The sequence below is a fragment of the Clostridium grantii DSM 8605 genome (assembly GCF_900129965.1).
GTDB classification, from domain to species: domain Bacteria; phylum Bacillota; class Clostridia; order Clostridiales; family Clostridiaceae; genus Clostridium_AF; species Clostridium_AF grantii.
Window position 1 is genome coordinate 15,903 of record NZ_FQXM01000032.1, and the last position, 25,249, is coordinate 41,151.

At 29.6% G+C, this 25,249-nt stretch carries 29 protein-coding genes and 2 pseudogenes; 24 read left to right on the top strand and 7 right to left on the bottom strand.

Annotated features, from left to right (window positions below; genetic code table 11):
• Window positions 1-245: 245 nt before the first annotated feature.
• Window positions 246-428: a hypothetical protein gene (locus BUB83_RS18485; RefSeq protein WP_073340607.1), complete on the top strand. Its 183-nt coding sequence runs from the start codon at window positions 246-248 to the stop codon at window positions 426-428.
• Between the two features lie 285 nt (window positions 429-713).
• Here the strand turns inward: BUB83_RS18485 and BUB83_RS18490 are convergent, their stop codons facing one another.
• From BUB83_RS18490 to BUB83_RS18510, 5 genes are all read right to left on the bottom strand, one after another.
• A complete protein-coding gene (locus BUB83_RS18490; RefSeq protein WP_073340608.1) occupies window positions 714-1,319 on the bottom strand; it encodes a 4Fe-4S binding protein in 606 nt (201 codons plus the stop codon).
• The gene (locus BUB83_RS18495; RefSeq protein WP_073340609.1) at window positions 1,316-2,125 is read right to left on the bottom strand and encodes an ATP-binding cassette domain-containing protein; all 810 of its coding nucleotides are present in this window, start codon (window positions 2,123-2,125) and stop codon (window positions 1,316-1,318) included. Before BUB83_RS18495 ends, BUB83_RS18490 begins: the two co-directional genes overlap by 4 nt.
• A complete protein-coding gene (locus BUB83_RS22540; RefSeq protein ID WP_073340610.1) occupies window positions 2,125-3,009 on the bottom strand; it encodes a glycine betaine ABC transporter substrate-binding protein in 885 nt (294 codons plus the stop codon). Before BUB83_RS22540 ends, BUB83_RS18495 begins: the two co-directional genes overlap by 1 nt.
• Window positions 3,002-3,670 (bottom strand): ABC transporter permease, encoded by a 669-nt coding sequence (locus BUB83_RS22545; RefSeq protein ID WP_073340611.1) that lies wholly within the window; start codon window positions 3,668-3,670, stop codon window positions 3,002-3,004. The genes BUB83_RS22540 and BUB83_RS22545 overlap by 8 nt, the downstream gene beginning before the upstream one ends.
• 164 nt (window positions 3,671-3,834) lie before the next feature.
• A complete protein-coding gene (locus BUB83_RS18510) occupies window positions 3,835-4,272 on the bottom strand; it encodes a MarR family winged helix-turn-helix transcriptional regulator (protein WP_073340612.1) in 438 nt (145 codons plus the stop codon).
• 171 nt (window positions 4,273-4,443) lie between these two features.
• Between BUB83_RS18510 and BUB83_RS18515 the strand changes: the two genes are divergently transcribed.
• The 3 genes from BUB83_RS18515 to BUB83_RS18525 all read left to right on the top strand — a co-directional run bounded on the left by BUB83_RS18515 (window position 4,444) and on the right by BUB83_RS18525 (window position 7,006).
• Window positions 4,444-4,824: a hypothetical protein gene (locus BUB83_RS18515; RefSeq protein WP_073340613.1), complete on the top strand. Its 381-nt coding sequence runs from the start codon at window positions 4,444-4,446 to the stop codon at window positions 4,822-4,824.
• A gap of 173 nt (window positions 4,825-4,997) precedes the next feature.
• Window positions 4,998-5,207: a hypothetical protein gene (locus tag BUB83_RS18520; protein WP_073340614.1), complete on the top strand. Its 210-nt coding sequence runs from the start codon at window positions 4,998-5,000 to the stop codon at window positions 5,205-5,207.
• A 59-nt stretch (window positions 5,208-5,266) separates the two neighbouring features.
• Window positions 5,267-7,006, top strand: a complete 1,740-nt coding sequence (locus BUB83_RS18525) for a DUF2156 domain-containing protein (RefSeq protein ID WP_073340615.1) — start codon at window positions 5,267-5,269, stop codon at window positions 7,004-7,006.
• 297 nt (window positions 7,007-7,303) lie between these two features.
• On the opposite strand, the pseudogene BUB83_RS18530 reads toward BUB83_RS18525, so the two are convergent.
• Window positions 7,304-7,441: pseudogene (locus BUB83_RS18530) on the bottom strand (methyl-accepting chemotaxis protein); the annotation flags it as partial.
• A 582-nt stretch (window positions 7,442-8,023) separates the two neighbouring features.
• Here BUB83_RS18530 and BUB83_RS18535 point away from each other — a divergent pair.
• From BUB83_RS18535 to BUB83_RS22555, 11 genes and pseudogenes are all read left to right on the top strand, one after another.
• A complete protein-coding gene (locus tag BUB83_RS18535; RefSeq protein WP_073340616.1) occupies window positions 8,024-8,527 on the top strand; it encodes a sigma factor-like helix-turn-helix DNA-binding protein in 504 nt (167 codons plus the stop codon).
• 100 nt (window positions 8,528-8,627) lie between these two features.
• Window positions 8,628-9,338, top strand: a complete 711-nt coding sequence (locus BUB83_RS18540; protein WP_073340617.1) for a Rha family transcriptional regulator — start codon at window positions 8,628-8,630, stop codon at window positions 9,336-9,338.
• On the top strand, window positions 9,331-11,409 hold the full coding sequence (locus tag BUB83_RS18545) for an AAA family ATPase (protein ID WP_073340618.1): 2,079 nt from the start codon (window positions 9,331-9,333) through the stop codon (window positions 11,407-11,409). The genes BUB83_RS18540 and BUB83_RS18545 overlap by 8 nt, the downstream gene beginning before the upstream one ends.
• A 26-nt stretch (window positions 11,410-11,435) precedes the next feature.
• On the top strand, window positions 11,436-12,566 hold the full coding sequence (locus BUB83_RS18550; RefSeq protein ID WP_073340619.1) for a conserved phage C-terminal domain-containing protein: 1,131 nt from the start codon (window positions 11,436-11,438) through the stop codon (window positions 12,564-12,566).
• Window positions 12,567-12,612: 46 nt separating this feature from the next.
• Entirely contained in the window at window positions 12,613-13,143 is a 531-nt protein-coding gene (locus BUB83_RS18555; RefSeq protein WP_073340620.1) for a sigma-70 family RNA polymerase sigma factor, read from the top strand.
• Window positions 13,144-13,333: 190 nt separating this feature from the next.
• Entirely contained in the window at window positions 13,334-13,495 is a 162-nt protein-coding gene (locus tag BUB83_RS18560; RefSeq protein WP_200801501.1) for a YvrJ family protein, read from the top strand.
• A 202-nt stretch (window positions 13,496-13,697) separates the two neighbouring features.
• Complete coding sequence (locus BUB83_RS18565) at window positions 13,698-13,925, top strand: DUF1659 domain-containing protein (RefSeq protein WP_073340621.1); 228 nt, start codon at window positions 13,698-13,700, stop codon at window positions 13,923-13,925.
• Between the two features lie 201 nt (window positions 13,926-14,126).
• The gene (locus tag BUB83_RS18570; RefSeq protein ID WP_073340622.1) at window positions 14,127-14,348 is read left to right on the top strand and encodes a DUF2922 domain-containing protein; all 222 of its coding nucleotides are present in this window, start codon (window positions 14,127-14,129) and stop codon (window positions 14,346-14,348) included.
• Between the two features lie 273 nt (window positions 14,349-14,621).
• Window positions 14,622-15,305: a peptidoglycan recognition protein family protein gene (locus tag BUB83_RS18575; protein ID WP_073340623.1), complete on the top strand. Its 684-nt coding sequence runs from the start codon at window positions 14,622-14,624 to the stop codon at window positions 15,303-15,305.
• The gene (locus BUB83_RS22550) at window positions 15,284-15,496 is read left to right on the top strand and encodes a hypothetical protein (RefSeq protein ID WP_073340624.1); all 213 of its coding nucleotides are present in this window, start codon (window positions 15,284-15,286) and stop codon (window positions 15,494-15,496) included. Before BUB83_RS18575 ends, BUB83_RS22550 begins: the two co-directional genes overlap by 22 nt.
• Window positions 15,487-15,672, top strand: a pseudogene (locus BUB83_RS22555) (AAA family ATPase); the annotation flags it as partial. The gene BUB83_RS22550 and the pseudogene BUB83_RS22555, both read left to right, overlap by 10 nt.
• A gap of 199 nt (window positions 15,673-15,871) precedes the next feature.
• Here BUB83_RS22555 and BUB83_RS18585 read toward each other — a convergent pair.
• Window positions 15,872-16,777 carry a LysR family transcriptional regulator gene (locus tag BUB83_RS18585; RefSeq protein WP_073340625.1) on the bottom strand — a complete coding sequence of 302 codons (906 nt, stop codon included), beginning with the start codon at window positions 16,775-16,777 and terminating at the stop codon, window positions 15,872-15,874.
• A gap of 165 nt (window positions 16,778-16,942) precedes the next feature.
• Here BUB83_RS18585 and BUB83_RS18590 point away from each other — a divergent pair, with 165 nt between their 5' ends.
• The 9 genes from BUB83_RS18590 (at window position 16,943) to BUB83_RS18635 (ending at window position 24,888) form a co-directional block, all read left to right on the top strand.
• Window positions 16,943-17,866 carry a DUF5692 family protein gene (locus BUB83_RS18590; protein ID WP_073340626.1) on the top strand — a complete coding sequence of 308 codons (924 nt, stop codon included), beginning with the start codon at window positions 16,943-16,945 and terminating at the stop codon, window positions 17,864-17,866.
• A 43-nt stretch (window positions 17,867-17,909) separates the two neighbouring features.
• Entirely contained in the window at window positions 17,910-19,409 is a 1,500-nt protein-coding gene (locus tag BUB83_RS18595; RefSeq protein WP_073340627.1) for a phytoene desaturase family protein, read from the top strand.
• Window positions 19,410-19,411: 2 nt separating this feature from the next.
• Complete coding sequence (locus BUB83_RS18600) at window positions 19,412-20,566, top strand: FAD-binding oxidoreductase (protein WP_073340628.1); 1,155 nt, start codon at window positions 19,412-19,414, stop codon at window positions 20,564-20,566.
• 41 nt (window positions 20,567-20,607) lie between these two features.
• Window positions 20,608-21,768, top strand: a complete 1,161-nt coding sequence (locus BUB83_RS18605; RefSeq protein WP_073340629.1) for a hypothetical protein — start codon at window positions 20,608-20,610, stop codon at window positions 21,766-21,768.
• A 315-nt stretch (window positions 21,769-22,083) separates the two neighbouring features.
• Window positions 22,084-22,461 (top strand): GntR family transcriptional regulator, encoded by a 378-nt coding sequence (locus BUB83_RS18610; RefSeq protein ID WP_073340630.1) that lies wholly within the window; start codon window positions 22,084-22,086, stop codon window positions 22,459-22,461.
• Window positions 22,462-22,529: 68 nt separating this feature from the next.
• Window positions 22,530-22,604, top strand: coding sequence for a hypothetical protein (locus tag BUB83_RS22560; protein WP_073340636.1), 75 nt, complete (start codon window positions 22,530-22,532; stop codon window positions 22,602-22,604).
• 387 nt (window positions 22,605-22,991) lie between these two features.
• A complete protein-coding gene (locus tag BUB83_RS18625) occupies window positions 22,992-23,492 on the top strand; it encodes a hypothetical protein (protein ID WP_073340632.1) in 501 nt (166 codons plus the stop codon).
• 414 nt (window positions 23,493-23,906) lie between these two features.
• Window positions 23,907-24,563, top strand: a complete 657-nt coding sequence (locus BUB83_RS18630; RefSeq protein WP_073340633.1) for a bifunctional 4-hydroxy-2-oxoglutarate aldolase/2-dehydro-3-deoxy-phosphogluconate aldolase — start codon at window positions 23,907-23,909, stop codon at window positions 24,561-24,563.
• A 67-nt stretch (window positions 24,564-24,630) separates the two neighbouring features.
• Window positions 24,631-24,888 (top strand): DUF2442 domain-containing protein, encoded by a 258-nt coding sequence (locus BUB83_RS18635; protein ID WP_073340634.1) that lies wholly within the window; start codon window positions 24,631-24,633, stop codon window positions 24,886-24,888.
• Window positions 24,889-25,249: the final 361 nt, after the last annotated feature.

The following is a 25,249-nucleotide window of genomic DNA, read 5'->3' on the forward strand; positions in this document are numbered from 1 at the left end:
TGATGTTTCAGATCAAATTATAACTTAAACAGACGGTTTGAGTTTTGAACATGGTGATTTTATAGTTGAATCCAATGAGAATTGCATCACAGGAAAATAAAATTATTTATATACCGAACTATTTACTTAATAAATGTATCTTTAACATATTTTTAAATATTTAGTATAATTTAGAAAGGGAAAGTTAGTTTATACGACTTTAAAATAAAACTATAAATGAAACTATAAATGAAAGTGAGGTATATATGACTCTTAAAGAAGCGAAATTTGTTTTTGAAAATCAACTCTCTGTTATGAAGAAAGAAGGTTTTATTGATGTAGAAACCTATGAAAAGGTTTCCGATACAAGCAAATTATTTTACCAAACCAGGTTTGAACAAATAAAGGAAAAGGAAGAAGCTATAAAAGAAGAACAACAGCGAATGTAGGCTGAAAAAATTATTGAACGAAGTAAGAATAGACAGGAAAGAAAGGCTTCTGCACTTTTAAACCTTGGCGTAGTATTTTTATTCTTAGCAGGATTAATTTTCGCTACTACTAACTGGAGTACTTTAGATCTTGGTGGTAAAGTTATTGCTGTAATATTTATGGGAAGTATTTTAACTGCTAGAAGTTATGTAGCTGAAAATAAACCTAAGGAAAAAGGATAATTAAGAATATATAACGAAATAAAGGGATGCTCAATTGAGCACCCTTTAAAATATTTGTAAAATTTACATTCCTTTAGATAATTCAATAGCATTTACTGGACAAACATTATAGCAAGTTCCACATTCATCACAAAATTTAGGAATGATAGAGTATTTATCTCCTGCTTCTATGGCATTGAATGGGCATAGTGGTTTACATTTCCCGCAGGCAATACACTTATCTGTAATTATAAGACCAGCTTCATTTACTGTTTCTCCACCAAAAGCAAATCTTTCTCTTTTCATTTTGACTTCTTTTCCGCTTAAATCAAATATTTCTCCTTTTCCTTTGGAAACATGGAAGAGGCTAGTGATATTATAAGAATTTTTGTCTGGGAACAATTCCTGTAAGCTTTTCTTGTTTTCAAAAACTTTCTCAATTTCAGAGGCACTTAATTCAGTTATTTCCCCTTGAATTCTAACTTGAGCATAATCTTTGTTCATTGCAGTGATAGCAATTTTATTATTATTTTTTAATTGATTATAAAAAGGTTTTACCTTTAAAGTAATAAAATATAAACCATGGTCATTACTCATAATATCAATGATTCTTGAATGAGGTGTTCCATTTTCAGAAGTTGAAATCACCACAGATTTAATTTCTTTTAACATTTCAAAAGCTTTTTTCATAATAATAGCTCCTTTTCTTTTTTTATTAGTTCTTGTTCATACATTTCTTCAAAAATTTTCTCATCAATAATTGATTTAAATCCTTTTACCCCAAGAAATTCTTTTACAAATTTTGTGGCAGGTTTAAAAATCAAATCTTCTTTAGTCCCCATTTGTTCAATTTTTCCATTGTTTAATAGAATTGTTTTAGTACCAAGTTTAAGAGCTTCTTCAATATCATGAGTAACAAAAAGTATGGTTTTTTTCAGCTTCTTGTGTAAATCTTTTAATTCATTTTGCAAACGAGTTCTGGCAATTTCGTCTACAGCGCCAAAGGGCTCATCCATTAAAATAATATCTGGATTTGCAGCTAGTGCTCTAGCCACACCTATTCTTTGCTTTTGACCTCCACTAAGCTCTCGTGGATAACGAATTAAAACTTCTTCATGAAGTCCAACTAATTGTACAAGCTCCTTAGCTCTTTTATTCATATAATCCATATCATTCTTTTCTAATTTAAGAACAAAATTAATGTTATCATTTATGGTCATATGTGGGAATAATCCTATTTGTTGAATAACATAGCCTATATTTCTTCTTAATTCTATAGTATCCCATTGATTTATTTCTTTACCTTTAATAAAAATCTCACCTTTATCAGGGGTGATAAGTTTATTTACCATTTTAAGCAAAGTAGTTTTACCACACCCAGAAGGGCCAAGGATTGTTATAAATTCACCTTCCTCTATGGATAAATCAAGATTTTCAATAACCTGGGTATCTTTAGAATAACTTTTTACAATATTGCTGAATTTTATAATGGTCATTATAGCAAACCTTTCTTCTTCAAAAATTCATTAGCCACATCTTTAGGGTCCTGTTTTTCAATTTCTACAAGATAATTCATCTCAATAATTTCATCATTGCTAATATTATCTGTTAAAAGTTCAAGTACTTCTTCTAATTCAGGATATTTATTTAATGTTTCGTTTGTAACTAAAGTTGCTGCAAAATAAGAAGGGAAAAAATTCTTATCATCTTCAAGTACAATTAATCCTTCTTCTTTTAATCTTCCATCAGTAGAAAAAACATTTATAACATCAACTTCATCTGAAGCTATAGCTTCATACTTTAATCCAATATCTAATTCTTTTTTCTCCTTAAAATCAAAGCCATAAGTATTTTCTAACCCTAAGTAACCATCTTCTCTTTCATAGAAGTCATATTCAGCACCAAAAGTTAATTCTTCATTATATTTAGCTAAATCAGAATATGTTTTGATATTATACTTTTCTGCCACCTCTTTTTTTACTGCTAGGCCAAAGGTATTATTAAAGCCGTAAAGGCCAGTCCATTTTATATTATAATTATCTTCATAACCCTTTTTCACAGCCTCATATAATTCATTAGGATCATTTATTAATTCTTCTTTTAATACAAATAGAAGACCTGTCCCCGTATATTCAGGATATATATCAATTTCTCCTTTTTCCATAGCAGGCTGAATATTAGAAGTACCTCCGCCTATTCCAGGTTTTTGTTCTACTGTTATATCAGTTTTTTCTTCAATAAGTTGGGAGAGCATCTCTACTATTATATATTGCTCTGTCATAGGTTTACCTGCTATAACTATCTTTTTATTATCGCTAGTACAGCCAACCAACATAAAAATAGAAGCTAACATACAAATAATTATTGATTTTTTAAACATTTAAACTTCCCCCCATTGATCCATTTCCTAAAATTCTTTTTCTTAATTTTTTTTCAACTATTTCTAAAAGAAAATCAGTGACTATTGCAAGTAAAGCAACTAGTAAGCTACCTCCTATAGTCATTTCAGGATAATTTGTTGTAATACCTCTCCATATTGCTTTACCTAATCCACCGGCTCCGATAAATGAAGCTATTCCACCTAAAGCAATTGTCATAATTACCATAGTACGAAAGCCAGTCATTATTACAGGACTTGCTAATGGTAATTGTATTTTTAATAACAACTGACTATTAGTAACCCCCATTCCAACGGCTGACTCAATTACTTGATCATCTACCTCCATTATGCCTGTATAAGTATTTCTGATTATAGGTAAAATCCCGTAAATAGACAGAGCGATAATTGCACTACTATTACCTATTCCTGTTATGGACACCAAAAATCCAAATAAAGCAATGGAAGGAATGGTGTACAAAAAGTTGGTAATTGTAAGCAGAATTTTAGCTAATACCTCATTACGAGTCATTACTATACCTAATGCAATACCTGTAATTGTAATTATTAGTACAGCTATTAGGGTTAGCATCATGTGTTGCAATATGAGCTCTAAGAAAAAATCCCATCGCTCTACATAAAGTTGTAATATGCCTTTTATCACTTTTGAAATCACCTCTAAATATAGTCTATATCAAAGTATATTTATATAGACTAATTTTTATTAACATTGCCATAATAAATTCAAAATTACTTTTATATAAAAGTATGTTGTTAAAAAAATAGAAGTTACTTTTATATAAAAGTATGTTGTTAAAAAATATATGATTATAAATTATTCTTTTTAAAATTGTCATAAACCATCTCTAAACCATCTTTAAAGCTCTTAATTTGTTCCTCAGTCATACCAATATACTGGATACTATAAAGTTTCTCGGATATTTCTATGAAATCTTCTTTAAGCTCCTTTCCTTTTTCGGTTAAAAAAACCATTGAATAACGGCTATCTTCTTCATTAGTACGTGTGCTTAAATAACCTAATTCATTTAATTTTCTTACTAATACAGTAACTGTTGAGCGATCTCTACATATGGAATTAGATATTTCTGTTTTAGTCATTTCACCTTTCTTCAATAAAGCTGCAATAATATCTCCATGTGATGGGGCCAAACCATTGTATCCACGGTTTATTAATTCTTCAACAATTAATTTATTAGTATATTCTTTAATTCTTGATATTTTTGAAATTGTATTATCTGCTTTCATAATTGAATTATACTTTTATATAAAAGTATTGTCAAGTAGAGTATAAGTAAAAATTAAGTTTCCCTATGGCACCCCTATATACATAGTAAGGAAAAATCTTATTTAATTAATGGGGGAAAGTATATCGGAAGTTAATGTTTATTAATGTAAAAGGGGGAGTGAAATTACAAAATGAAAACGGAAGACCTAAAAGTTATTGATATAAGAAGGTATACTGGTTCAAAATCTAAAATAGTTAGTTATGAAAATAATGAAATCATATTTACTAAAGAAAATCAGATTCATAATAAATATTATTATAGTATTAATAAATATAACGTCAAAACAGATTTCCTAGAAGAAATATATAAGTACGAAACTCCGCCCTATGAATACACTTGCCAATATATCAGTACACAGGGAGAAGATATAGTAATAATAAAAATGCATTTTACATATAAGGTGGAAGTTGATATTGTACATAAAATATCAGGAAAACTTAAATCTAGGCATTGCTTTGAAACAAAAGAAGAAGTAACATCCATTCCAATTTTAGAGAAAAGGATTTCATAACTCAAATTGAGAAAATACATGCCCTAAATAAAACAAGTCTAGAATCCACAGTTGTAAAAGAAATAAATCATAATGATATTAAAGGGACTTTATTTTATGGTGACAAAATATATGATAAAATAGAAAGAGAGCATTGTATAGAGATCAAAGGCTTATATAATTGTCAGTACAATTTGAATTTTGAAAATGATAAGAATTTATGGTTTCAAAAATTTATAAATCATAGATATTTAATTACTACAAAATGGTTTGAAGATGAAGAGGATAATTATTATGAGTTTGTTTATATTGCAGATATTAAAGAAAATAATAAAATCAAATATGAGGGAGCTTGTGAAATCTACAATAACCATTTGATTTTATATGATGAATTTTGGGATTGATTTTTTAAAGAGGTGTAAACTAAAAGGGTAATTAAAATATAAAAAATGAGGAAAGATAAATGAAAAAAGAAAAGTTTGGAATCATAAAAATTTTAGTTCAAAATTTAGCAATATTAATGATTGTATTTTCAGGTATAGCTAATATAGTGCTTTCAATGCCATATAGATTTGATGAACTTAGTTTTTTTGGTAACTATTATTCTAAAATCAATACCGAAACAATGGCCATTCACGGAGCACTTAAATCAATAATAGGTTTTATTTTATTGACTCTTTCCTATAGATTATACAAAAGAATGAAGTCAGCATGGATTATTACTTTAGTGACAATAGGTATTTCAGCTACATTACACATTGTGAATTCCTATACAATTTTTAATTTTTTCACAATGTTTGAAATATTTATTATCTTAGTTCTTGGTTTTTCATATAAAGACTTTACTAGAAGCTCAGATCCATTATCTACAAAAAATGCTATTATGCTTGCATTATTATCAATAGTATTTGTGGTAATAAATACGGCCATTAGGTTATTTCAATTAAGAGCTAACTATAATGGAGTAGTTTACTTTTGGGATAGTATAGTTAATTCTATCAAACTTTTATTTCTCATGGATACTTCTGTAATCAAAGCTACAACTAATTTAGGGAAAATATATGTAGATGCATCAATAGGTTTAAATTGGGTATTTATAATAAGTGCATTATTATTGGTATTAAAGCCTATAGTTTATAACCCTATTATAAGCAGTAAAGATAGGAAAAAAGTTTTGGAATTAGTTAATAATTACGGACAAAATCCCATGTCCTATCTTGCTATTGAAAAGGATAAGAAGTATTTTTTTGGCAATCTTTCAGAGGGCGTTATTGCTTATGGATTGGTTAAGGATGTGATGGTCTGTTGTGGAGATATGATTTGCGCAGAAGAAGAGGCACCACTTTTCATTAAAGAATTCATGAGTTTTTGTAAAAGAAATAAATATAGTGTGATCTTTATAAATGTAACAGATAAGTTCCTTAGTTTGTATAATGACCTAGGGTTTCAAAGTGTAAAATATGGTGAAGATGCCACTTTTAAGCTTTCAGAGTACAATTTAGCAGGTGGTAAAATAGCTAAAGTGAGAGCAGCTATAAATCATGCAAATAAAGCTGGTATTTTAGTTTCAGAATATAAACCATTAGAACACAAAGATATGAAAATAGAAAATGAAATTAATGAAGTTTCAAATGAATGGTTAAAATCAAAAAAAAGTGGAGAATTATCTTTTATGTTGGGGGGAGTAGGACTAGAAGAACCCTTAGGAAGAAGATACTTTTTTGCTAAAGATGCAAATGACAAAATCTTAGGATTTGTTGTATTCGTACCTTATGATGCTAATAAAGGTTACTTGGCTGATATAACAAGAAGAAGAAATGATGCACCCCAAGGTGTATTAGAAAAAATAATTTACGATGCTTTTATGATCATGAAAGAAGAAGGTGTTGTTTGGGGCAATATGGGATTAGTCCCTTTAGCTAACCTTAGAGAAGAAAATGAAAAAGTTAAAACAGTTACCCTGTTATTTGAATTTATATATGAAAACCTTAATAATTTTTATGGATTTAAACCATTATATAAAGCAAAAGAAAAATATGCCCCAACACATTGGGTTCCTAGATATTTGGTGTACAATCCAAAATTAATTACTCCACAAATGGCTTATGCAATAGTTAAAATTCAAAATCCTAAAGGAATAAAGGACTATATTTTACCTATAATGAATCAAAAATCATTTATCAAAAGAAAAACAACTGAATGACAAATGTTGATGAGTAAGCAACATCAATGTTGTTGAGGAAAATACAGGAGAAGATATTATGATAAAACCATGAAAAATAAAAACTTACAGATAAGCTTTTTCAATCATACACCTTCTCCAAAATAATATTTTCACAAAATCCTCCAGGGGCTTTTAACTAAAAGGGAGGAATTCTCCTATCTTCTATAAGTGGGAGATGGATAGCCCGTATTATTTTTGGTTCGATACCAAAAATAATAACTTCTTGACGAATAAGTAAGTATGGAGTATATATAATACTCCAGCACAGTACAAGGGTGAGTTTGATATCATATCTGTTGTATCTTTTGCTGCATTTGCTGAACGTGCTGCAAGATTTCTAACTTCTTCTGCTACCACTGCAAATCCTTTTCCATTTTGTCCAGCTCTTGCTGCTTCAATCGCAGCATTTAAGGATGCTCCATCTCTGTCTGCTAATTGTGCTGTCTTTTCCTCAATGACATAATTAGCAGTTCCATCTGGTAATACGATTGCCATATCTAAAAATCCCAGTTCCTCAACATTCTTTTTAAATTTTTTTGTTAATTAAATTAACTTTATCAATCAAATTAACTTTATTAGAATATTTTTAGTAACCAAAGAAAAGTGGAAAGGGCAAGTGTAATTTTGAGTTAATATATGTAAAAAAAGATTGAAATGGGTTATAAAATATGATAAATTATTATTGTTAAAAAAATACAAATATACATAATATATCAATAAAACAAGTTTTTTAATCTAAGAAGACACATAAGATTAAAGGATTTCCACTTTATTAATATTAAAAATGTAATATTGCAGTCCATATAGATGTACAGGTATCCCAGTTCAACTATTAAGTTTCACAGTGGGATTCCTATAGATGACCAATTTGAAATGAAAAGTGTATTAAGGAGTATTCCTTATGCACTTTTTATTTCTGTGGTCATTTTTTTTTTTTGCCTTTTTTTCAAATTACAAATTATCACAAAAAAATAAATTAATCAGGAGGAGAATTTTATGTTGGATGTAACATCAAAGAAAAAAATAAGTAGGAGGGGTGATTTTATTATAAGAATACCCAAAAAAGAAGAGATTATTGAGTATGTGTATATTGAAAATGATGGTTCTAAGACAGTTATTCCAAGATGTGAATTAAGTGTAGAAGTAGATGACGTAATGTATAAGGAATTAAAAAAAGAAAGTAATAACAATGAGGTTGAATTTCACAAGCATAGAAGCTGCTTAAATTATTCCCTTAATGATTATGAAATGCTAGATAAATTTCTTGAAAAAAATCATGGCAATGATGATATTGTTGATGAAGTTTTTAAGATTATGCAAAGTCAGAAATTAAAAAAAGCAATAGATTTATTATTGCCTCAGCAAAAGAAAGTACTTTATAAAAAATTTTGTGAAAAAAAAACTAATACTGAAATTGCAAAAGAAGAAGGGCGAAGTGAGGCAGCTATTAGAAATAAACTCAGGAAAATATACAATAAATTACAAAAACAATTGGAATAAATTACAAAAATTACAAAAATTAAAAACAAGGGGTTCGAATTTGCCGTTTTGGAGTGCTCTATTATGAAGGAATAATTATATAGACATGGAGATGATAAAAATGGAAAAAAGAATTGATGTTATTACTAAAGAAGGAGTTTTGCTTGTAAGTAGTAGTCAGGTTGCAGAAAATTTCAATAAGCGTCGTAGGAATGTGGTAAGAGATATTGATAATTTAATAAGTAATTTGGGGGGTGCTCAAAATTGTGCGGGGCTATTTAGTGAAATCAAAATAGAAAATGATCAAAATAAACAAAGCTACAGGGAATTTTTATTAACAAAAGAGGGTTTTTCAATTTTGGTAATGGGGTTTACAGGCTATGAGGCTATTCAGTGGAAATTAAAATATATTGAAGCTTTTAATAAAATGGAACAAGCCTTAAGAAGCTCCTATAAAGGAGTTTCAAAAGAAATAGAAGCAATATTTTTATTAGACAAAAAAACCAGTGTAATTGAAAAAAGGATTACTGAAGTTGAAGAAACAGCTTATATTCTACCTTTTCAAAAAAAAGCATTAATAAAAGCTAGAAGTAAAAAAGTTTTAACCATTTGTGGAGGGACATACAGTATTTATTACAAAGATAAAAGTTTTAGGGGAAAAGTGTATCAAGATATTGCACGAAATTTAAGGCAAATATATAACATTAACGAATATGATGCAATTCCAAGAAATAAGTTTGATGAAGCAGTAGCGGTTGTTGAAAGTTATGTTTTGCCTATTCATCTTCAATATGAAATGAAAAGAATAGAAGGGGGTTCTTTAAATGAATAAAGTGATTTTATTAAAAGAATTACATTTAAAATATTTCAAAGGAATAAAAGATTTAAGTATTTATTTTGGCAAAACCACAGATATATATGGGGAAAATGCTTCGGGAAAATCCACAATATTTGATTCTTTTACCTACAATTTATTTGAAAAAGATAGTAGGGACAGGAAAGAATTTTCTATTAAAACATTTGATAGTAAAGGAATTGTAATTCCTGGTGTGGACCATATAGTGGAGCTAGTGATTTCAGTGAATGGTGAGGATATAAAGTTAAAGAAAATTTATAAAGAAAAATGGACAAAGAAACGCGGGGAAGCCCATAAAACATTAACAGGGCATAATACTCTTTACTATATTAATGATCTTCCAGTTCAAAAAAAGGATTATTCTGATTATATAAATAGTATTGTGGAAGAAAATGTGTTTAAGCTTTTGACTAATCCTCTTTATTTTAATAGTATTCTTGGTTGGAAAGAAAGACGGGATATCTTACTTACTGTTGTGGGAGATTTATCAGATAAACAGGTCATTGATTCAAATGATAAATTATCAATTTTAACCAAGCTATTAGGAAATACCAGTGTAGAGGATTATAAGAAAAAACTTTGGATAACTAAGAAGAAATTAAATGAGGAACTTTTGTCCCTTCCTTATCGATTGGACGAGATTAATAATTCCTTAAAGCATATAAGTATAATGAATTTTCAAGAATTAGAAAGTAGAAATTTAGTATTAAATAAAGAAATAGAAGAAGTGGATAATGAATTAGGCCAGCTTAATAAAGAGTTTTCTAGTTTAAATGAAAATATAAAATACATATTCTCAAAAAAAGAAAGAATGAGAGATATTGAAGCAGAACATCTAGAAAAAGCTAGGCAGGCTAAGGGAAAATTACAACAGCAGCTTTTTCAACTAGAACAAGAACTGTCTGGAAATGAATTTCATATAAAGCTAGGGAATGAAAGTATTAATAATATGGATTTAACTTTAAAGAAATTAAAAGATAAATTAATTGATTTAAGAAGTTTATGGTTTGATTTAGATAATAAGAATATAGAATTTAATGAAAATGACTTTATTTGTCCAACCTGTGGAAGAGAATTGCCGGAAAAAAATCTAGAAGATAAAAAAGCAGAAATAGAAGAGAATTTTATAAAAGATAAGAAAAATAAAATGGATAGTATATCTAATGAAGGAAAGAATTTAGCGGAGGATATAAAGGTTCTTGAAGTGAAAATTGAAAAGGAAAATCTTCAAATTAATAGTTTAAAGGAAAGTTCATTATCTTTAGAAGAGAAAGTCAAAGTAACTAAAAACCTATATGACAATTTTATTTTTGAGGAATTTGTAGAAACAAGTGAGTATAAAACATTAAAAGAGGAAATAAATGCTTTAAATGAAATTCAAGAAAAGCCAAATGAAAATCTTATTAATAAGTTAAAAACTAAGCGAAGTGAGAAAATAGCAGAGCTTGAAAAACTGAAAGATTTAATGAGAGAAAAAAATCAATATGAGAAAGCTCATATAAGAATAGAAGAATTAAAAGCTAGAGAAAAGGAACTAGGAAATATCATAGCAGATTTAGAGGGAAAAGAATTATTATGTGAAGAATTTATTCGTAGCAAAGTGGATTTATTAGAAGAAAGAATTAATACTAAATTTTCAAAGGTTAAATTTAAATTATTTAATTCTCTTATAAATGGATCTATTGAGGAATGTTGCTTTACTTTAGTTGAAGGAATACCTTATGAAGATGCAAACAACGCAGCCAAATTTAATGCTGGCATGGACATAATTAACACTTTGACCAATCATTATAGAATTAATGCTCCTGTTTTTATTGATAATAGGGAAAGTATAAATGATTTAATTGAAAGCGAAAGTCAAATTATAAATTTAAGAGTTAGCAAAGATTCAGTGCTTGTGGTGGACAAAGCAGATGACTATGAAAAAGATATTAATAAGAATTATGAGGAAATAAAGGGTGAAGCTATTGAAAGTTGTGAATTTAACAAAATTATAGCAGATAATACAAGCAATGAAAAATCAAACTCAATTGGACCAGGATTTTAAAAAAGATATAAAAGGAGGCAATTATTTTGAATAAAATAGTTTCAGAAGTTGGAAAATTAAATTTTACAGGAAATATTATTAATTGGGCTTGGTTTAAAAATTTAACTCATGATAATGGTAAAGCTAATATGAATGCCATTGTTATATTATCTGAAATAATTTATTGGTACAGGCCTACGGAAGTTAGAGATGAAATGTCGGGGGAGATTATTAGGTATAAGAAAAAATTTAAAGCTGATAAGCTTCAAAAAAGCTATCAATCTTTGGCAGATAATTTTGGCCTTACAAAAGGACAAGCTAAAGCAGCTTGTAAATTTCTAAAGGATAAAGGATTAATAACTATAGAATTCCGTAATATAATCACATCATCAGGACAAAGTTTATCTAATATTATGTTTATAGAGCCAATAATTGAAGAAATCAGGAAGGTTTCAAGTGTAAGGAATGTTGGTGAGAAAGTAGAAGTAGAAGAAATAGAAGAAATAGAAGAAGGGGAGTCTCAATATAAGATACTAGCTAGGGGTAATTCTAAGGATATATCAAAATCTATTAGTGCACCTTCTGATGATAAAGACATAGATGTATATGATTCTAATGTGGTAGGAACTACAGATAAAACAATAGATGTATGTAGTTATAATAATACGCATATGAAGTTTAAACCACAGACGTATACAGAGAATACTACAGAGATTAATAGAGAGAATACTACAGAGATTAATGCAAAGATTAATACAAAGAATATAAAAAAGAGTACAACAAATACTAGAACAGCAACTTGCAAAAATATATATAGTGCAACTATAACGGAAATAGTGGATTTTCTAAATTTAAAAGTTGGGACAAACTATATGAGTTCTACGGAAAACACCAATAAGATCATAAAAGAAAGACTTAAGGAAGGTTTTAAAGTTGAGGATTTTTTCAAGGTCATAAACATAAAAACCCAAGAATGGCAGGGGACAGATTATGAAAAATTTCTAAGACCACAAACTTTATTTGGCCCCAAGTTTGAGGCTTATCTTAACCAAAAATCTAGTAACAAAGCCATTACATCTAATTCTAGTAATAAAAATACTGACGGTAGTTTTTCTAATAGGCAGCAAAGAAAATACGATTTGCACAGTATTGAAAAGGGATTATTGGGATGGGGATGATAATATCATTAACGGTGCACTGAATAAAGGGGAGGTCATTTTTTATATGGAAAAGTTAATAATTAAAGCCAAGCAAGGAGATAGCAGTGCTACAGAGGCTATTATAAATGAATTTATGCCACTTGTAATTAATCAAGCCTATAAATATAAAATTCCTAGCTATGATTATGAGGATGTGGTACAACATTCTATTCTCAGTATAATTAAGGCAATACAAATTTATGAAATTGGGGATACATCTTTTATATCCTTTGTATCGAAAATAGTTAAAAATAATAATGTAAATTTACTTTTAAGTAAAATGAAACATAATAGAGAAGTACAAAGGCAGGAGATATTAGATGGCAGTGCAGATAATTATTTATTTACCTTAGAAGATGAGGTTATAGCGTGGGATATGATTAAAAGTTTAAATAAAGCTATTAATAAATTAAATGATGTAGATAGAAAGATAATAATAGATTTCTACTTTAAAAGAAAAGATTTAAAAAGCATTGCCGCAGAACAAGGAGTAAGTTATAGACAAATTCATACTTTGAAAAAAAATGCAATAAATAATGTAAAGAAGATGATTTAACTTGTATTTATATATATAGACATACCTTACGTAAACTTAATTTATTCATGTCAAAAATCTCAGGTATTTGTGAGTTTTGGACTTGAATAAATTCATAGTTGAAGTGGTTTGTCTGTAGGGGGTTCCTCTATAAATTAAAAGTAACTGTAATATGAGTTTAATCATATTACCCAAAAGGAGGCAGAGGATAATGTATGATGAGTTTACAAACTTGATATCATCTGTTGGATTTCCAATTGGTATTTGTGTGTACTTGCTTGTTAGATTTGAAAAGAAAATTGAGCTTCTCAATAAATCTATTCAAGATTTAACAGCAGTTATCACAGTAGTTATGGGTAATCAGAAAAGATGAGATAAAAAAATCTCATCTTTTTTTAAAAAGTTTTGTAAAAATCCTTTTTCAACTTGTATGTATATAGTGAAAGGCAATATATGAAAGAGATCGTTTAACAATAAGGTCTACTAATTTATTTCAAAAAATGCGTGAACATTGCATATTTTTGAAATAAAAGTAGAACTAATTATTAAGCCGACTCTTAGGGAGGAGGGTTTATATGGCGGTTATGGTGACACCGATTAAGAGTGATTTGACTATCAGAGTTATCTCAGGTTTAGATGACGATGGGAAAGATGTGCTTCAAACAAAGAGTTTTTCAAAAGTGAAGGTAGATGCAGCGGATCAAGATGTTTTTGACGTTGCAAATGCTATTGCAGCAGTACTTTTAAGTCCAGTTTTTGACATTAAAAGAGTTAATGCTGAATTGCTTGAAGAAGGTATGTAATTATGTAGGGGCGGGTTTCCATGCCCGCCCGCTGTACCAGTAATGTTGTAGCAATAACTGTAGTGTGGAATGGTATAAAAATAAATATACACTCCCGCTGTACCAGTAATGTTGTAGCAATAAGGGGACGGCGTGGAAACCGCCCCCTACAATAATCCAGAACATAAAAATAAATTGTTAAAAAAATAGGAGGTTATTAAAATGAAAAAGTTAGTTATGAAATTTAAAGATGCTGCAGGAGCTACAAAATCTATGACAATCTCAGATGTTAAGGATGGCTTAACTCAAGCAAGTGCAGAAGCATTGATGGATGTAATAATCACAAAGAATGTTTTTGCTCTTGGGCCAGATAATTTAACATTAAAAGAAGCTGCTTCAATTGTTGAAACAACTGAAACTGAATTATTTGATACTGAAGCGTAGTTAGAAAAGCTCTTGCCGTTGGCAGAGCTTTTTTTCAATATTGCGACAAAATCATTCAATCGTAGGGGTCGGTTTCCACGCCGACCCGCTATATTGCAATAAAAATTAACTATAAAAATTAACTATAAAAATTAACTATAAAAATTAACTATAAAAATTAACTATAAAAATTAACTATAAAAATTAACTATAAAAATTAACTACATAAATTAACTATAAAAATTAACTATAAAAATTAACTATAAAAATAAATTTGGGAGGAAGAATAAAAATATGAATATTATCAATAAAGATTTAAAATTTATGAGTGATTTGCAACATGGTAATAAACCAAATACTATAGTACTACATCATGCAGCAAGTTCTAGCTGTAGCATTGAAGAAATACATTACTGGCACCTACAAAAAGGTTGGTCCGGTTGCGGGTATCATTTTTTTATTAGAAAAGATGGATCAGTTTATAAAGGTAGGGAAGAAAATGTAGTAGGGGCTCATTGTAAGAATCATAATACTAATTCTATTGGGATTTGTGCTGAAGGGGATTATAGTAAGGAAGAAATGCCAAGTATTCAAAAAGAAGCGCTTGTGGAAGTATGTGAGTACTTGATGGGGAAATATGATATAAAGAATATTTATGGGCATAATGAATTAGGAGTTACAGAATGTCCTGGGAAATATTATCCCATTGATGAGATTAAAGAAAAAGTTAAGGAAAATATTAAATTGGGAGGAGCTTATCCTGAGTATTTAATTAAGCGAGATAGTCATAAGTTTGATTGGAATGTGGTTAAGATTCAAAGGCATTTGGTGGAGCTTGGATATGATGTTGGAGCTTGTGGAGCAGATGGATATTTTGGTGAGGATACTGAGAAAGCGGTTAAAGAGTTTCAAGGGGATGTTGGAATTGAGGTTGATGGTGTTGTTGGGGGAATTACTTGGGGGAGCTTGTTTGGGTAATTAAGAGAAAATCCAAAGCCTCCTATGGATTAAGTTTTAATATATCTAATCCAATAGTTAATATTGGATATATATATGGAATTTTCAAAGAAAAAGAATTTAGAGTAAAGCTAAACAATAGAATTTACGAGCAATTTATATATGAGTATTTTGTTTCAAAATTAGAAGTAGAATATGATAAATTGAATTAAAAATTTGGCGTGGATTGGAATATCATAAAAAAGGGTTACTTCAACTTGAAGATTATTTGGATATTCAAGGGCTAGATAAAGGTTATTTAGTGGTATATAATTTCAACAAAAATAAGGAATACAAAGAAGAAATCATAAATGCAAATGGAAAAGAAATATTTATAGTATATGTATAATATCAAAAAAAATTGCTCATTTCATTTACAAATTTTGTAAAGTACCTGACCCCTTACAAAAACTGGAACAGTTTTTGTCGCTCATATAAAGTAATTGTGAAGATATTGTATTGATCAAGAGGTCTAAATCTTTTAACTCAACAAAAATAGAGTCAACCATGAAAAATTCCTGGTTGGCTCTGTTTTCGTTGACGAAAATTTAGTCAATTTTAAGGACCGGTGTCGACTTGAAATAGTTTTTAATATATTTAACAATCTTGCAAAGGGACTTACTATTTTTTTCATCTTTAGATGTGCAACAGTATATATACCCTGGTTGTGGAGTGAGCAACCTAAGGATTTTTATATCAGGATTACTTATATAAGCTGCCATTGCTGAAGTTACTGTTGCAATACCCTTATTTTTTGTCATTGAGTTGATAATATCCAAGCTGTAGCTAGATGAAAATAATATGTTAGGATGTATATTAGTCAAAGTGCAATAATAATCAAACAATTCTCTTAAAACGTTTTCTTCGGGACCGGTTATAATAGTTTCTCCATCTAGAAGAGAGAAGTTTATAGGAGGATCGGCTGTTGCTAAAGGATGGTCTTTATGAAGAGCACAATACATATATCCTTCTACAAGAACATGGCTATTTAAGGCTTTAATGTCAAATGGATTTACTAAGAAAGCAATATCTATTTCATTTTTCATCAATTTTTCAATACATACTTTTTTAGACCATTCTTGAATTTCTATTTTTGTATCAGGATTATCTTTTTGGTAGTGGAAAATAAAGTCTGTATGAATACCATGAGAAATACCATAGGCAAAAGCAATGGATATAAGTTTTCTTTCTTTTTGTTTATTGTATTCAAGTACTTGTAGTACTTGAGTATAATTTGTATGCATTTCTTTTAAGTGCGGGTAGAGTTTATTACAAAGTACTGTTGGTTCAACTCCGGTTTTTGTGCGTTTAAAAAGCACCACATCTAGCTCTTTTTCAAGAGTATTAATCTGACGGCTTAAACCTTGCTGTGTTATAAAAAGCTTTAAGCTAGCTTTTGAAATATTCAGTTCATCATACAGTGTTAGAAACGATTCTATAAATCTCATTTGCATAGTAAATCCCCCATAATATTTTTGCTATAAAATTAGTTTACAACGATTTGTTGTATATGTAAATTAATTGTTGTTTTACTGGTACCAAACACCATGATAAACTTTTAACATACAGATTTATAATCAAGAAAAATTAAACAATAATTTTAGAAAGAGGCGATTTAAATGTTTTTATTCCAATCAATTCCATGGTATTCTTGGCTACTTTTTTTTGCAGTATTAGGTGGACTTATGCTTTTAAACGAAGTTGCTCGTCTTAACAAGTATACTAGTATGTTTATGTTTATTATTTTACCTATTATTTTGACTATTTTTGTTTGGCCAACAACGTCTGGTGCAGATTCAGGACAATCAACAGCTAACTGGTTTCAATGGGCTAAAACTTATTCAGCTTTGACTGGGTGCATTATTTTTATGATATTACGTTATTCAAAAAAAGTACAAACTAAGAGATGGTATTATATATTACCAGCTGCAATATTGAGTTTAAATATTTTTGAAGCCGTTATGAGGGAATTTGAAGTGTATGGTATGAATGAAGTGATTGATGGGATGACTTATATAGGGGGATCCTGGAATATTTTAAATGGTATTGCAGGAATTTTAAGTATACTAACTATTACTGGTTGGTATGGAATTGTTGTTAGTAAGGACAATAAAATGGATATGATTTGGCCAGATATGATGTGGTTTTGGATTATAGCTTATGATTTCTGGAACTTTGCATATCTTTATAATGTTGTTACAGATAGAGCTTTTTATGCGGGTTTAGGGTTATTATTAGCAGCTACAATTCCAGCTTTCTTTTTCAAAAAAGGAGCTTGGCTACAACATCGTGCTCAAACCTTAGGAATATGGATGATGATTATTATGTCTGTTCCTCAATTCTTTACAGGAGGGAAATTTGCAGTTCCGTCAACTCATAATCCAGCGGCATATATGACGGTAAGTGTCATAGCTATACTTGCAAATTTAGCAGTTGCAATATATGAGATTTATGTCATTACAAAAACTAAAAGAAATCCATTAAAAGATGATTTATACAAAGAACTTAAATCTTACCAAGAGATTAAGAAAGCTAATATTTAAAGAAAGTAAAGGCTATATAGCCATAATAAAAGGAGGAAACAAAATGCATTATGATGCGATTATAATCGGCGGTGGAAACGGTGGTTTATCTATAGGAGCAACCTTAGCTAAAAAAGGCAAAAAGGTTTGTTTACTAGAGAGACATAATATACCTGGAGGATGTGGCACAAGCTTTAGAAGAGGAAGATTTGAATTCGAAGTGGCTCTTCACCAATTAAGTTCTGTGGGAACAGAAGAAAATCCAGGACCAACAAGAAAAATATTTGAAGAACTAGGAATAATGCAACAACTTGATTTATTTACTTTAGACAGCTTATATAGAGTTGTTCTTCCAAATAAAGTAGATGTAACAATGCCAACGGACCCAAAGGAAGCTATAGCTGAATTAGCAAAAAGATTTCCTCAGTATACAGAGGAAATAAAAAGATTCTACCAATTAGTTTTCTCTTTATTCAGTGAAATTAATGTATTACAAAGTACACCTCCACAAGATATTTCAAAGGAAAAATTTCCTTTATACTTTAAATATGCTTTAAAAACTGCTCAAGAGGTAATGGATGAATTTTTCGAGGACAAAGAATTACAATTGTGCTTAAATGCTTATTGGTCATTTATGGGAACACCTCCATCTATTTTCCCATTCACAATATTAGCAGGAAATATTTCTGTTTACATGCATTTTAAACCAAAGTATTTAAAAGGGGGTTCACAAGTTATATCTCAAGCTTTAGCAGAAGTTATTAGACAAGAAAATGGTGAAGTTAGATTTAATTGTGGAGCTAAAAAGATTGTTGTAAAGGATGGAAAAGCAGTAGGTGTAGTTACTGAAGAGGATGAGGAATTAACAGCAGATATTATTATTTCCAATGTAAGCCCTTCAGCAACATACTTTGATTTAATGGATAAAGAAGACGTGCCACAAGCTGCCGTTGAATATTTAAGTCATTATAAACCAAGTATTTCAGCATTAACTTGCTTTATAGGGTTGGATTGTCCACCTGAAACTGTAGGAATAAAAGAATCTATGAATATTTTCTATAAATCAGCTGATGTTAACCAAGGCTTTAAAAATGCTAGTGTGTTAGAAGTTTCAGATGACCCAGTTGTGTTTACTTGTTATACCATTGATGATCCAACGGTTTCTCCAGAGGGCACAAGTATTATTACTGCGGGATGTATTAAATATGGTAAACCATGGATAGAGTTAGCCCCTGAAAAATACTATGAAACTAAATATAAAGGTGCTGACGCTATAATTGAAAGACTTGAAGAAAATTATCCGGGAATTCGCTCACATATTGAAGAGATTTCAGTGGCAACACCACTTACTCATATGAGATACTTAAATACTCCAGAGGGTTGTGTTTATGGTTATGAGCAAGATTTAAAAGCTACAGGTATGTTCTACCCAAATCAATCTTTAATGCCTAACTTAGAGTTTGTTGGAGGATTTGCGGGACTTTGTGGATTTAGTCCTAACTATATTCAAGGTTATAAAAAAGCTCATGAAATTCTCATGAAATACTCAAAGGAGGACAAATAGTTATGCAAAAATTTGTTTCTGAAATTGAAAATATTCAAGCAATATCAACGGAAATAAAAATACTTAAGAAAAATGGTAGAGATTATAGTATTGAAAAAGGAAGAACAGGTAAAATTATAGACAGGCTACATCCTAAAAAATTAAACCTAGCTTTGTCAGAAATAATTGAAAGAACTGAGGATGCAAAAACTTTCCGTTTTGTTTCAAAAGATGGTTATCTTCCACCTTTTGAAGCAGGTCAATATATAAATGTTTTTGTAGAAATAGATGGAGTTAGAACAAGTAGACCATATAGTATTTCTTCTTCACCAAAGCAAAGAGCTTATTATGATATTACAGTTGCAAGAATCAAAACAGGTTTTGTATCTAATTATTTTCTTGATAATGCTAAAGTGGGAGATGAGTTCGAATCTTCTGCACCAGCTGGAGAATTTCACTATAATCCAGTATTCCATGGTAAAAATTTAGTTTTCTTAGCAGGTGGAAGTGGAATAACTCCTTTTATGAGTATGACTAAAGAAGTTTTAGATACTGGATTAGATAGAAATATTCATTTGATATATGGTAGTAAAACAGAGGATGCAGCAATTTTCTTAGAGGAATTAAGAGATTTAAGTGCGCGTCATCCTAACTTTGAATTCACCCTTGTAGTTTCAGAGCCTACAGAATGTTATGATGGAGAAAGTGGTTTTATAACTGGAGAATGTATTAAAAGAAAAGTAAAAGACATAGAATCAGCTACTTTCTATATCTGTGGTCCTCAAGTTATGTATGATTTCTGTGAAAAAGAACTTGTAGCTCTAGGAATTGAAAATAAAAGAGTTCATCAAGAAATGTTTGGAGCTAGACAAGATATTCAAAATGAACCAGCATGGCCAGAAGAACTTTCAGGAAAAGAAGAATTCACAATAAAATTAATGGATGGAAGAACCATAAAAGGTCTTTCTAGCGAATCATTACTAACTTCCTTAGAAAGAGCTGGAGTAAGAGTAAATGTATGCTGTCGCTCAGGAGAATGTAGTTTGTGTCGTGTAAAATTGGTATCAGGAAAAGTTTTTATGCCAAGAGGAGTGCTACTACGCTATGTAGATGAAAAGTATGGATATATCCACTCTTGCAAAGCTTATCCAACAAGCGATTTAGAAATAATTTTATAGAGGGAACTTAGAATTTTAGGATTAATAGGAGGTATAGTAAAATGGAAAATAGCCAATATTATAACATTGATAAATTCTTAGAGTTAATTGATATTAATATAGATATGGAAACTAGTCCAGAACTAATAGCCAAGGTTCTTAAAGAAGATATGCTTTTATTTGATTTTCAACCAGCAAGAAATTTGCTAGCAGAAAGTTTAGAAAAACCTGTTTCTTTAAAGCCTATGTTTGAGAAAACAAGAGAGGCTATAGTTACTAAGCAACCAGCAATCTGTGAATTTTTAAAGGAAGCTATAGAAGCTGGACTTATTTCAGAAGTGAAAGAAGAAAAAAGTAAAAACGTGATATTAAAATCAATACATCACTCATATATTTTAGATATTCTATCATTGGAAATTGTTAAAAACATAGATTTTGTAGTGGATATTCAAGAGTATTTATTAAAGCAAAGATCAAAATTTGGCATAAGAACTAATTTTATTGATGCTTTAGAAGACCTTAAAAAACTTTATCGTGGTAGTATGTTTGAGCCTACAAAGATTGTAGGTATGGATATGGTTTATAGAAGTCGTGCTGCAGTTCGTGAAAAAGGTGTGATTAATGAAAAAGAAATTAAAGCACAACAAGATGGACTTAAGCTGAATATTCTAGAAGCATCAGTAACTGATGACAAAAAAGGATTTTCAGATAATGCTCTTGTGGGAGCAGTACTTTCTCAGATAGCTCCTGATACAGTTTCCCTTTCAGAGGATGAAAATAAAGTAATGTTGTTCCATTTATCAAGAAAATGGGTGAGTCTTTATGAAACATGGAACTTAGCTTTCATTACTGGAAACCTTGAGCATCTACAACTTTTATATCCTAAACTATTAATTCCTTCAGTTATAGGGGCGGAGCAAGATGAGTATTTAATTACTAGATCAGCAGCACTATGGCTCTCAACACTTTTTCATCAATTTGCAGCATTAAATAGAAGAGAAAATGCTCCGGTTCCTAATAAGGCAGAGCTTGCAAAGTTATGGGGCAAGATAAATCTTAAATACGCTGAAGAGTTGGCGAAGGAAGCAGGTAAGGAATTAAATGATTTTAAAGAAGCATTAAATATTAGTATGGGAGATATAATGGAGACTATGAAACATTCAATTTCATCTGTACCCTTATCCAAAGAGGAAAGTCAAAGGCTTGCAGAAATATATACTTAAATATAGTTTTGACCTTTTACAGATAATAGATTAGAATTTACCAATAAAAAATTAGAATGTAGCTTAGATTAATAAGAAATTCAAATCAGAGTATAAACTCCTTATCGTATGGATGATGAAGGGTTTATACTCTATTTTTTTTGTTTCAAATAAAATAGAAGGCTAAAAGTGAACCTAAAATAACAGGTGAAATCAAAAAATATATATAGCAACCATTAAATGAACTTTTTTTAAAGTTAATATTGACAAGAAAATCAATTAATGATAGTGTGTATATATAGTATACACACATATAAGAGTAAGAGAGGTGAATAAATGAATATTAGCATAGATTACAGTAGTGATTTGCCAATGTATGAACAAATTAAACTTAGCATAAAAGAAAGTATACTTACTGGAAAATTAAATTATAATGATGCCCTTCCTTCTGTGAGACAACTTGCTAAAGAATTAAATGTAAGTACCATCACTACTAAAAGAGCATATCAGGAATTGGAGTATGAAAACCTTACTTACTCAATTTCCGGAAAAGGTACTTTTGTAAATAAAATTAATATCAAAGATTTACTAGCAGAAAAAAAACTAAAATTAATGCAAAACTATATAATAGAAACAGAAAAATTAAAAGAAATAGGATTAAATAAAGTAGATGTAATAAGGATTATTGAGAAAATATATGGGGAGGAAAAATAAATGGAAAATATTTTGAGATTATTAATTTAAAAAAAGAATTCCAAAGTTTCAAACTAGATAATGTAAATATCAATCTTGAAAAAGGAAGTATAATGGGTTTTATAGGTGAAAATGGAGCAGGTAAAACTATTAATACTAGATGAACCTACTGCGGGACTTGATCCAATGGCTAGAATTGAAGTGCTAGATATTTTGAGAGAGTTTGTAGCTGATGGAGAAAAATCTGTTTTCTTTTCTACACACATAACATCTGATTTAGATAAAATAGCTGATTATATAACATTAATTCATAAAGGCAGGATAGTAGATAGTCTTTCACTAGATAAACTCGAAGAAAAATATATAATGATAAGTGGTGCATTAGAAGAATTAAAAACTTTGGAAAATGAATTTGTTGGCATTAAAAAAGGTGATTTTTCATTTACAGGATTAATACTAAGAGATAAAGCTATTAAATATTTTTCACATATTAAAGGTATCAAACCAAGTATTGAAGACTTTCTTACCTATAATATATGGGGTGATAAATAATGAAGAAAACTATTAAACTGTTAAAGGGTTATTGGGAACTAAATGCCAGTGGTTATAATGCTTTTTATCTGCTTTTTTCACTTTTTCTTATTTTAATTTCAATAATGAATATTTTTGTTTCACCCACTGAAATGATAGCTGCTTATTCTGGTTTTTCTATAATAGTATTTAGTTTTAGTTTTATTATAATAGCTTTATTCATAGGAATTAGTTCTTTAAATAACAATAAATTTAAATTTGCTAATATATTACCCTTTTTACTAGTTGTAATATATTTTATAGCAGCTACTTATAATAATCATTTACCAATTATGCTTTCTTCCACCAAAGTAACTGAAGATAATATGTTTTTAGCTTTTGGTACTGAAATGGCACCATACTTTGAAGCTTGTAAATATTTTGGCGGAGGGCAAGGACTGCTTATACTGATAATTTCATTTTTACCTGCTTATTATTTTTCTTGTAAGCTACCTTTAAAAATCTCAGAGAAAGTAGGTTGATTACATGTAGCAACAAAAATTGTTCATTCCATTTACAATTTTTGTAAAGTACCTGACCCCTTACAAAAACTGGAACAGTTTTTGTCGCTCAATTACAGAAAATAGGATAGGTGATTAGGATGGATTTCTCAAATAAAAGACATAAATTATAGGTTCTAATGGAGATTGTGAAAATGTATAATGCGGTGATTTTTGATGAATATGGAACATTAATTCATATAGATAAACTACATTTTAAAGATTTAAAAAAAAATCTTTGGTATTTCGGCAACTCAATACAGAAATGATGTGGCAGACCTATAAATTATGAGTTATAATAACATAAAGAACGTATACGATAATACATATAAAATGAATTCACCAAAGGGCAATTGTGATATACTGCCAATTGAATATTTAAAAGGAGATAGGAAAGTGACTATAATTGAGAGAATAAAAAAGGATAAAATTATTGCAATTATAAGAGGTGTTCAGCAGGAGCAGATTGTTGATACATGCAAGGCATTGTATGCCGGAGGTATTTCAATGATAGAGGTGACATTTAATCAGTCAAGCTTAACTGGTAATGAGGATACCTATAATGCAGTTAAGTCAATTTCTGATACATTGGGAAATGATATTTGTGTTGGAGCTGGAACGGTTATGACAATCGAACAGGTTGAATTAGCAGTGAAGGCAGGGGCAAAATACATTATTTCCCCTAATTTTGATTGTGAAGTTGTAGCTAAAAGCATTGAACTTGGTGTAGTACCTTTACCAGGTGTATTAACACCAACAGAAATTGTTGAAGCTTATAAGGCTGGCGCGCCTGCAGTGAAAATATTTCCAATAGGTAAAATGGGTGGAGTTGATTATATTGAGGATATTAAGGCACCTATCAGCCACATACCATTGATTGCAGTTGGAGGAGTAGATCTTAGTAATATTGGGGACTACATTAAGGCCGGAGCTATAGGGGTAGGGCTAGCTTCTAATTTAGTTGATAAGGAACTAATTAATGAAGGTAAATTTGATGAACTTACAGAATTAGCTAAAAAATTTGTTAGAAATGCAAAAGTAACTTCAGCATAAAAATAAAACAGCAGGAGCAAGCTCCGAAAATAAAGCATTTCCCCTCGCAATGGGGCCAGACCCTTGAGTGATAACTGCTAATGATAATTATACATTGACAGTTATATTTGAAAATAATGAAATACGGTTATATGATTTATCTAACAATATGTTTGGAGTATTTGAAGTGTTGAAAGATAAAGAAAAATTTAAAGAAGTATTTATTGATGAATCAGGAAATATAGCTTGGGATAGAGATAAAAATTTAGATTCTAATATAGTATGGAACAATAGGATTGATATATGTAAAGATTCAATATATATGGATTCTATTTTAATTAGTTAGGAAGCAACAAAAATTGTTCATTCCATTTACAATTTTTGTAAAGTGCCTGACCCATGTCCGTAAAGTTCACACAATTCTAAATATTTTGGCAACAATCTCTTTGGTTAATTAAAGAAATTTAACCACAATTATTAATAAGATAGTTTTTCATGTTTATGATAAAATTATTATTAATAAAAGAAGAAAGGTTGTTAAAATTTGAACAAACGAATAAGGAAATTAATTGATAATTTAATGTATATCTTGAACTCAAAACTCTTAAATGAGTTAGCTATAAAAGCTAAATTTCTAATAAAAGATAGCAAATTCACTCCAGAAAAATTTATAAGTTTATGTGTGTTTTCAAATAATCATTTATGTG

What these genes read in the sequence shown, in the direction of transcription:
- BUB83_RS18485 (WP_073340607.1), top strand. Translation starts at nt 246, where the DNA reads ATGACTCTTAAAGAAGCGAAATTTGTTTTTGAAAATCAACTCTCTGTT.
- BUB83_RS18490 (WP_073340608.1), bottom strand. Translation starts at nt 1,319, where the DNA reads ATGAAAAAAGCTTTTGAAATGTTAAAAGAAATTAAATCTGTGGTGATT.
- BUB83_RS18495 (WP_073340609.1), bottom strand. Translation starts at nt 2,125, where the DNA reads ATGACCATTATAAAATTCAGCAATATTGTAAAAAGTTATTCTAAAGAT.
- BUB83_RS22540 (WP_073340610.1), bottom strand. Translation starts at nt 3,009, where the DNA reads ATGTTTAAAAAATCAATAATTATTTGTATGTTAGCTTCTATTTTTATG.
- BUB83_RS18510 (WP_073340612.1), bottom strand. Translation starts at nt 4,272, where the DNA reads ATGAAAGCAGATAATACAATTTCAAAAATATCAAGAATTAAAGAATAT.
- BUB83_RS18515 (WP_073340613.1), top strand. Translation starts at nt 4,444, where the DNA reads ATGAAAACGGAAGACCTAAAAGTTATTGATATAAGAAGGTATACTGGT.
- BUB83_RS18525 (WP_073340615.1), top strand. Translation starts at nt 5,267, where the DNA reads ATGAAAAAAGAAAAGTTTGGAATCATAAAAATTTTAGTTCAAAATTTA.
- BUB83_RS18535 (WP_073340616.1), top strand. Translation starts at nt 8,024, where the DNA reads ATGTTGGATGTAACATCAAAGAAAAAAATAAGTAGGAGGGGTGATTTT.
- BUB83_RS18540 (WP_073340617.1), top strand. Translation starts at nt 8,628, where the DNA reads ATGGAAAAAAGAATTGATGTTATTACTAAAGAAGGAGTTTTGCTTGTA.
- BUB83_RS18545 (WP_073340618.1), top strand. Translation starts at nt 9,331, where the DNA reads ATGAATAAAGTGATTTTATTAAAAGAATTACATTTAAAATATTTCAAA.
- BUB83_RS18555 (WP_073340620.1), top strand. Translation starts at nt 12,613, where the DNA reads ATGGAAAAGTTAATAATTAAAGCCAAGCAAGGAGATAGCAGTGCTACA.
- BUB83_RS18560 (WP_200801501.1), top strand. Translation starts at nt 13,334, where the DNA reads ATGTATGATGAGTTTACAAACTTGATATCATCTGTTGGATTTCCAATT.
- BUB83_RS18565 (WP_073340621.1), top strand. Translation starts at nt 13,698, where the DNA reads ATGGCGGTTATGGTGACACCGATTAAGAGTGATTTGACTATCAGAGTT.
- BUB83_RS18570 (WP_073340622.1), top strand. Translation starts at nt 14,127, where the DNA reads ATGAAAAAGTTAGTTATGAAATTTAAAGATGCTGCAGGAGCTACAAAA.
- BUB83_RS18575 (WP_073340623.1), top strand. Translation starts at nt 14,622, where the DNA reads ATGAATATTATCAATAAAGATTTAAAATTTATGAGTGATTTGCAACAT.
- BUB83_RS18585 (WP_073340625.1), bottom strand. Translation starts at nt 16,777, where the DNA reads ATGCAAATGAGATTTATAGAATCGTTTCTAACACTGTATGATGAACTG.
- BUB83_RS18590 (WP_073340626.1), top strand. Translation starts at nt 16,943, where the DNA reads ATGTTTTTATTCCAATCAATTCCATGGTATTCTTGGCTACTTTTTTTT.
- BUB83_RS18595 (WP_073340627.1), top strand. Translation starts at nt 17,910, where the DNA reads ATGCATTATGATGCGATTATAATCGGCGGTGGAAACGGTGGTTTATCT.
- BUB83_RS18600 (WP_073340628.1), top strand. Translation starts at nt 19,412, where the DNA reads ATGCAAAAATTTGTTTCTGAAATTGAAAATATTCAAGCAATATCAACG.
- BUB83_RS18605 (WP_073340629.1), top strand. Translation starts at nt 20,608, where the DNA reads ATGGAAAATAGCCAATATTATAACATTGATAAATTCTTAGAGTTAATT.
- BUB83_RS18610 (WP_073340630.1), top strand. Translation starts at nt 22,084, where the DNA reads ATGAATATTAGCATAGATTACAGTAGTGATTTGCCAATGTATGAACAA.
- BUB83_RS18625 (WP_073340632.1), top strand. Translation starts at nt 22,992, where the DNA reads ATGAAGAAAACTATTAAACTGTTAAAGGGTTATTGGGAACTAAATGCC.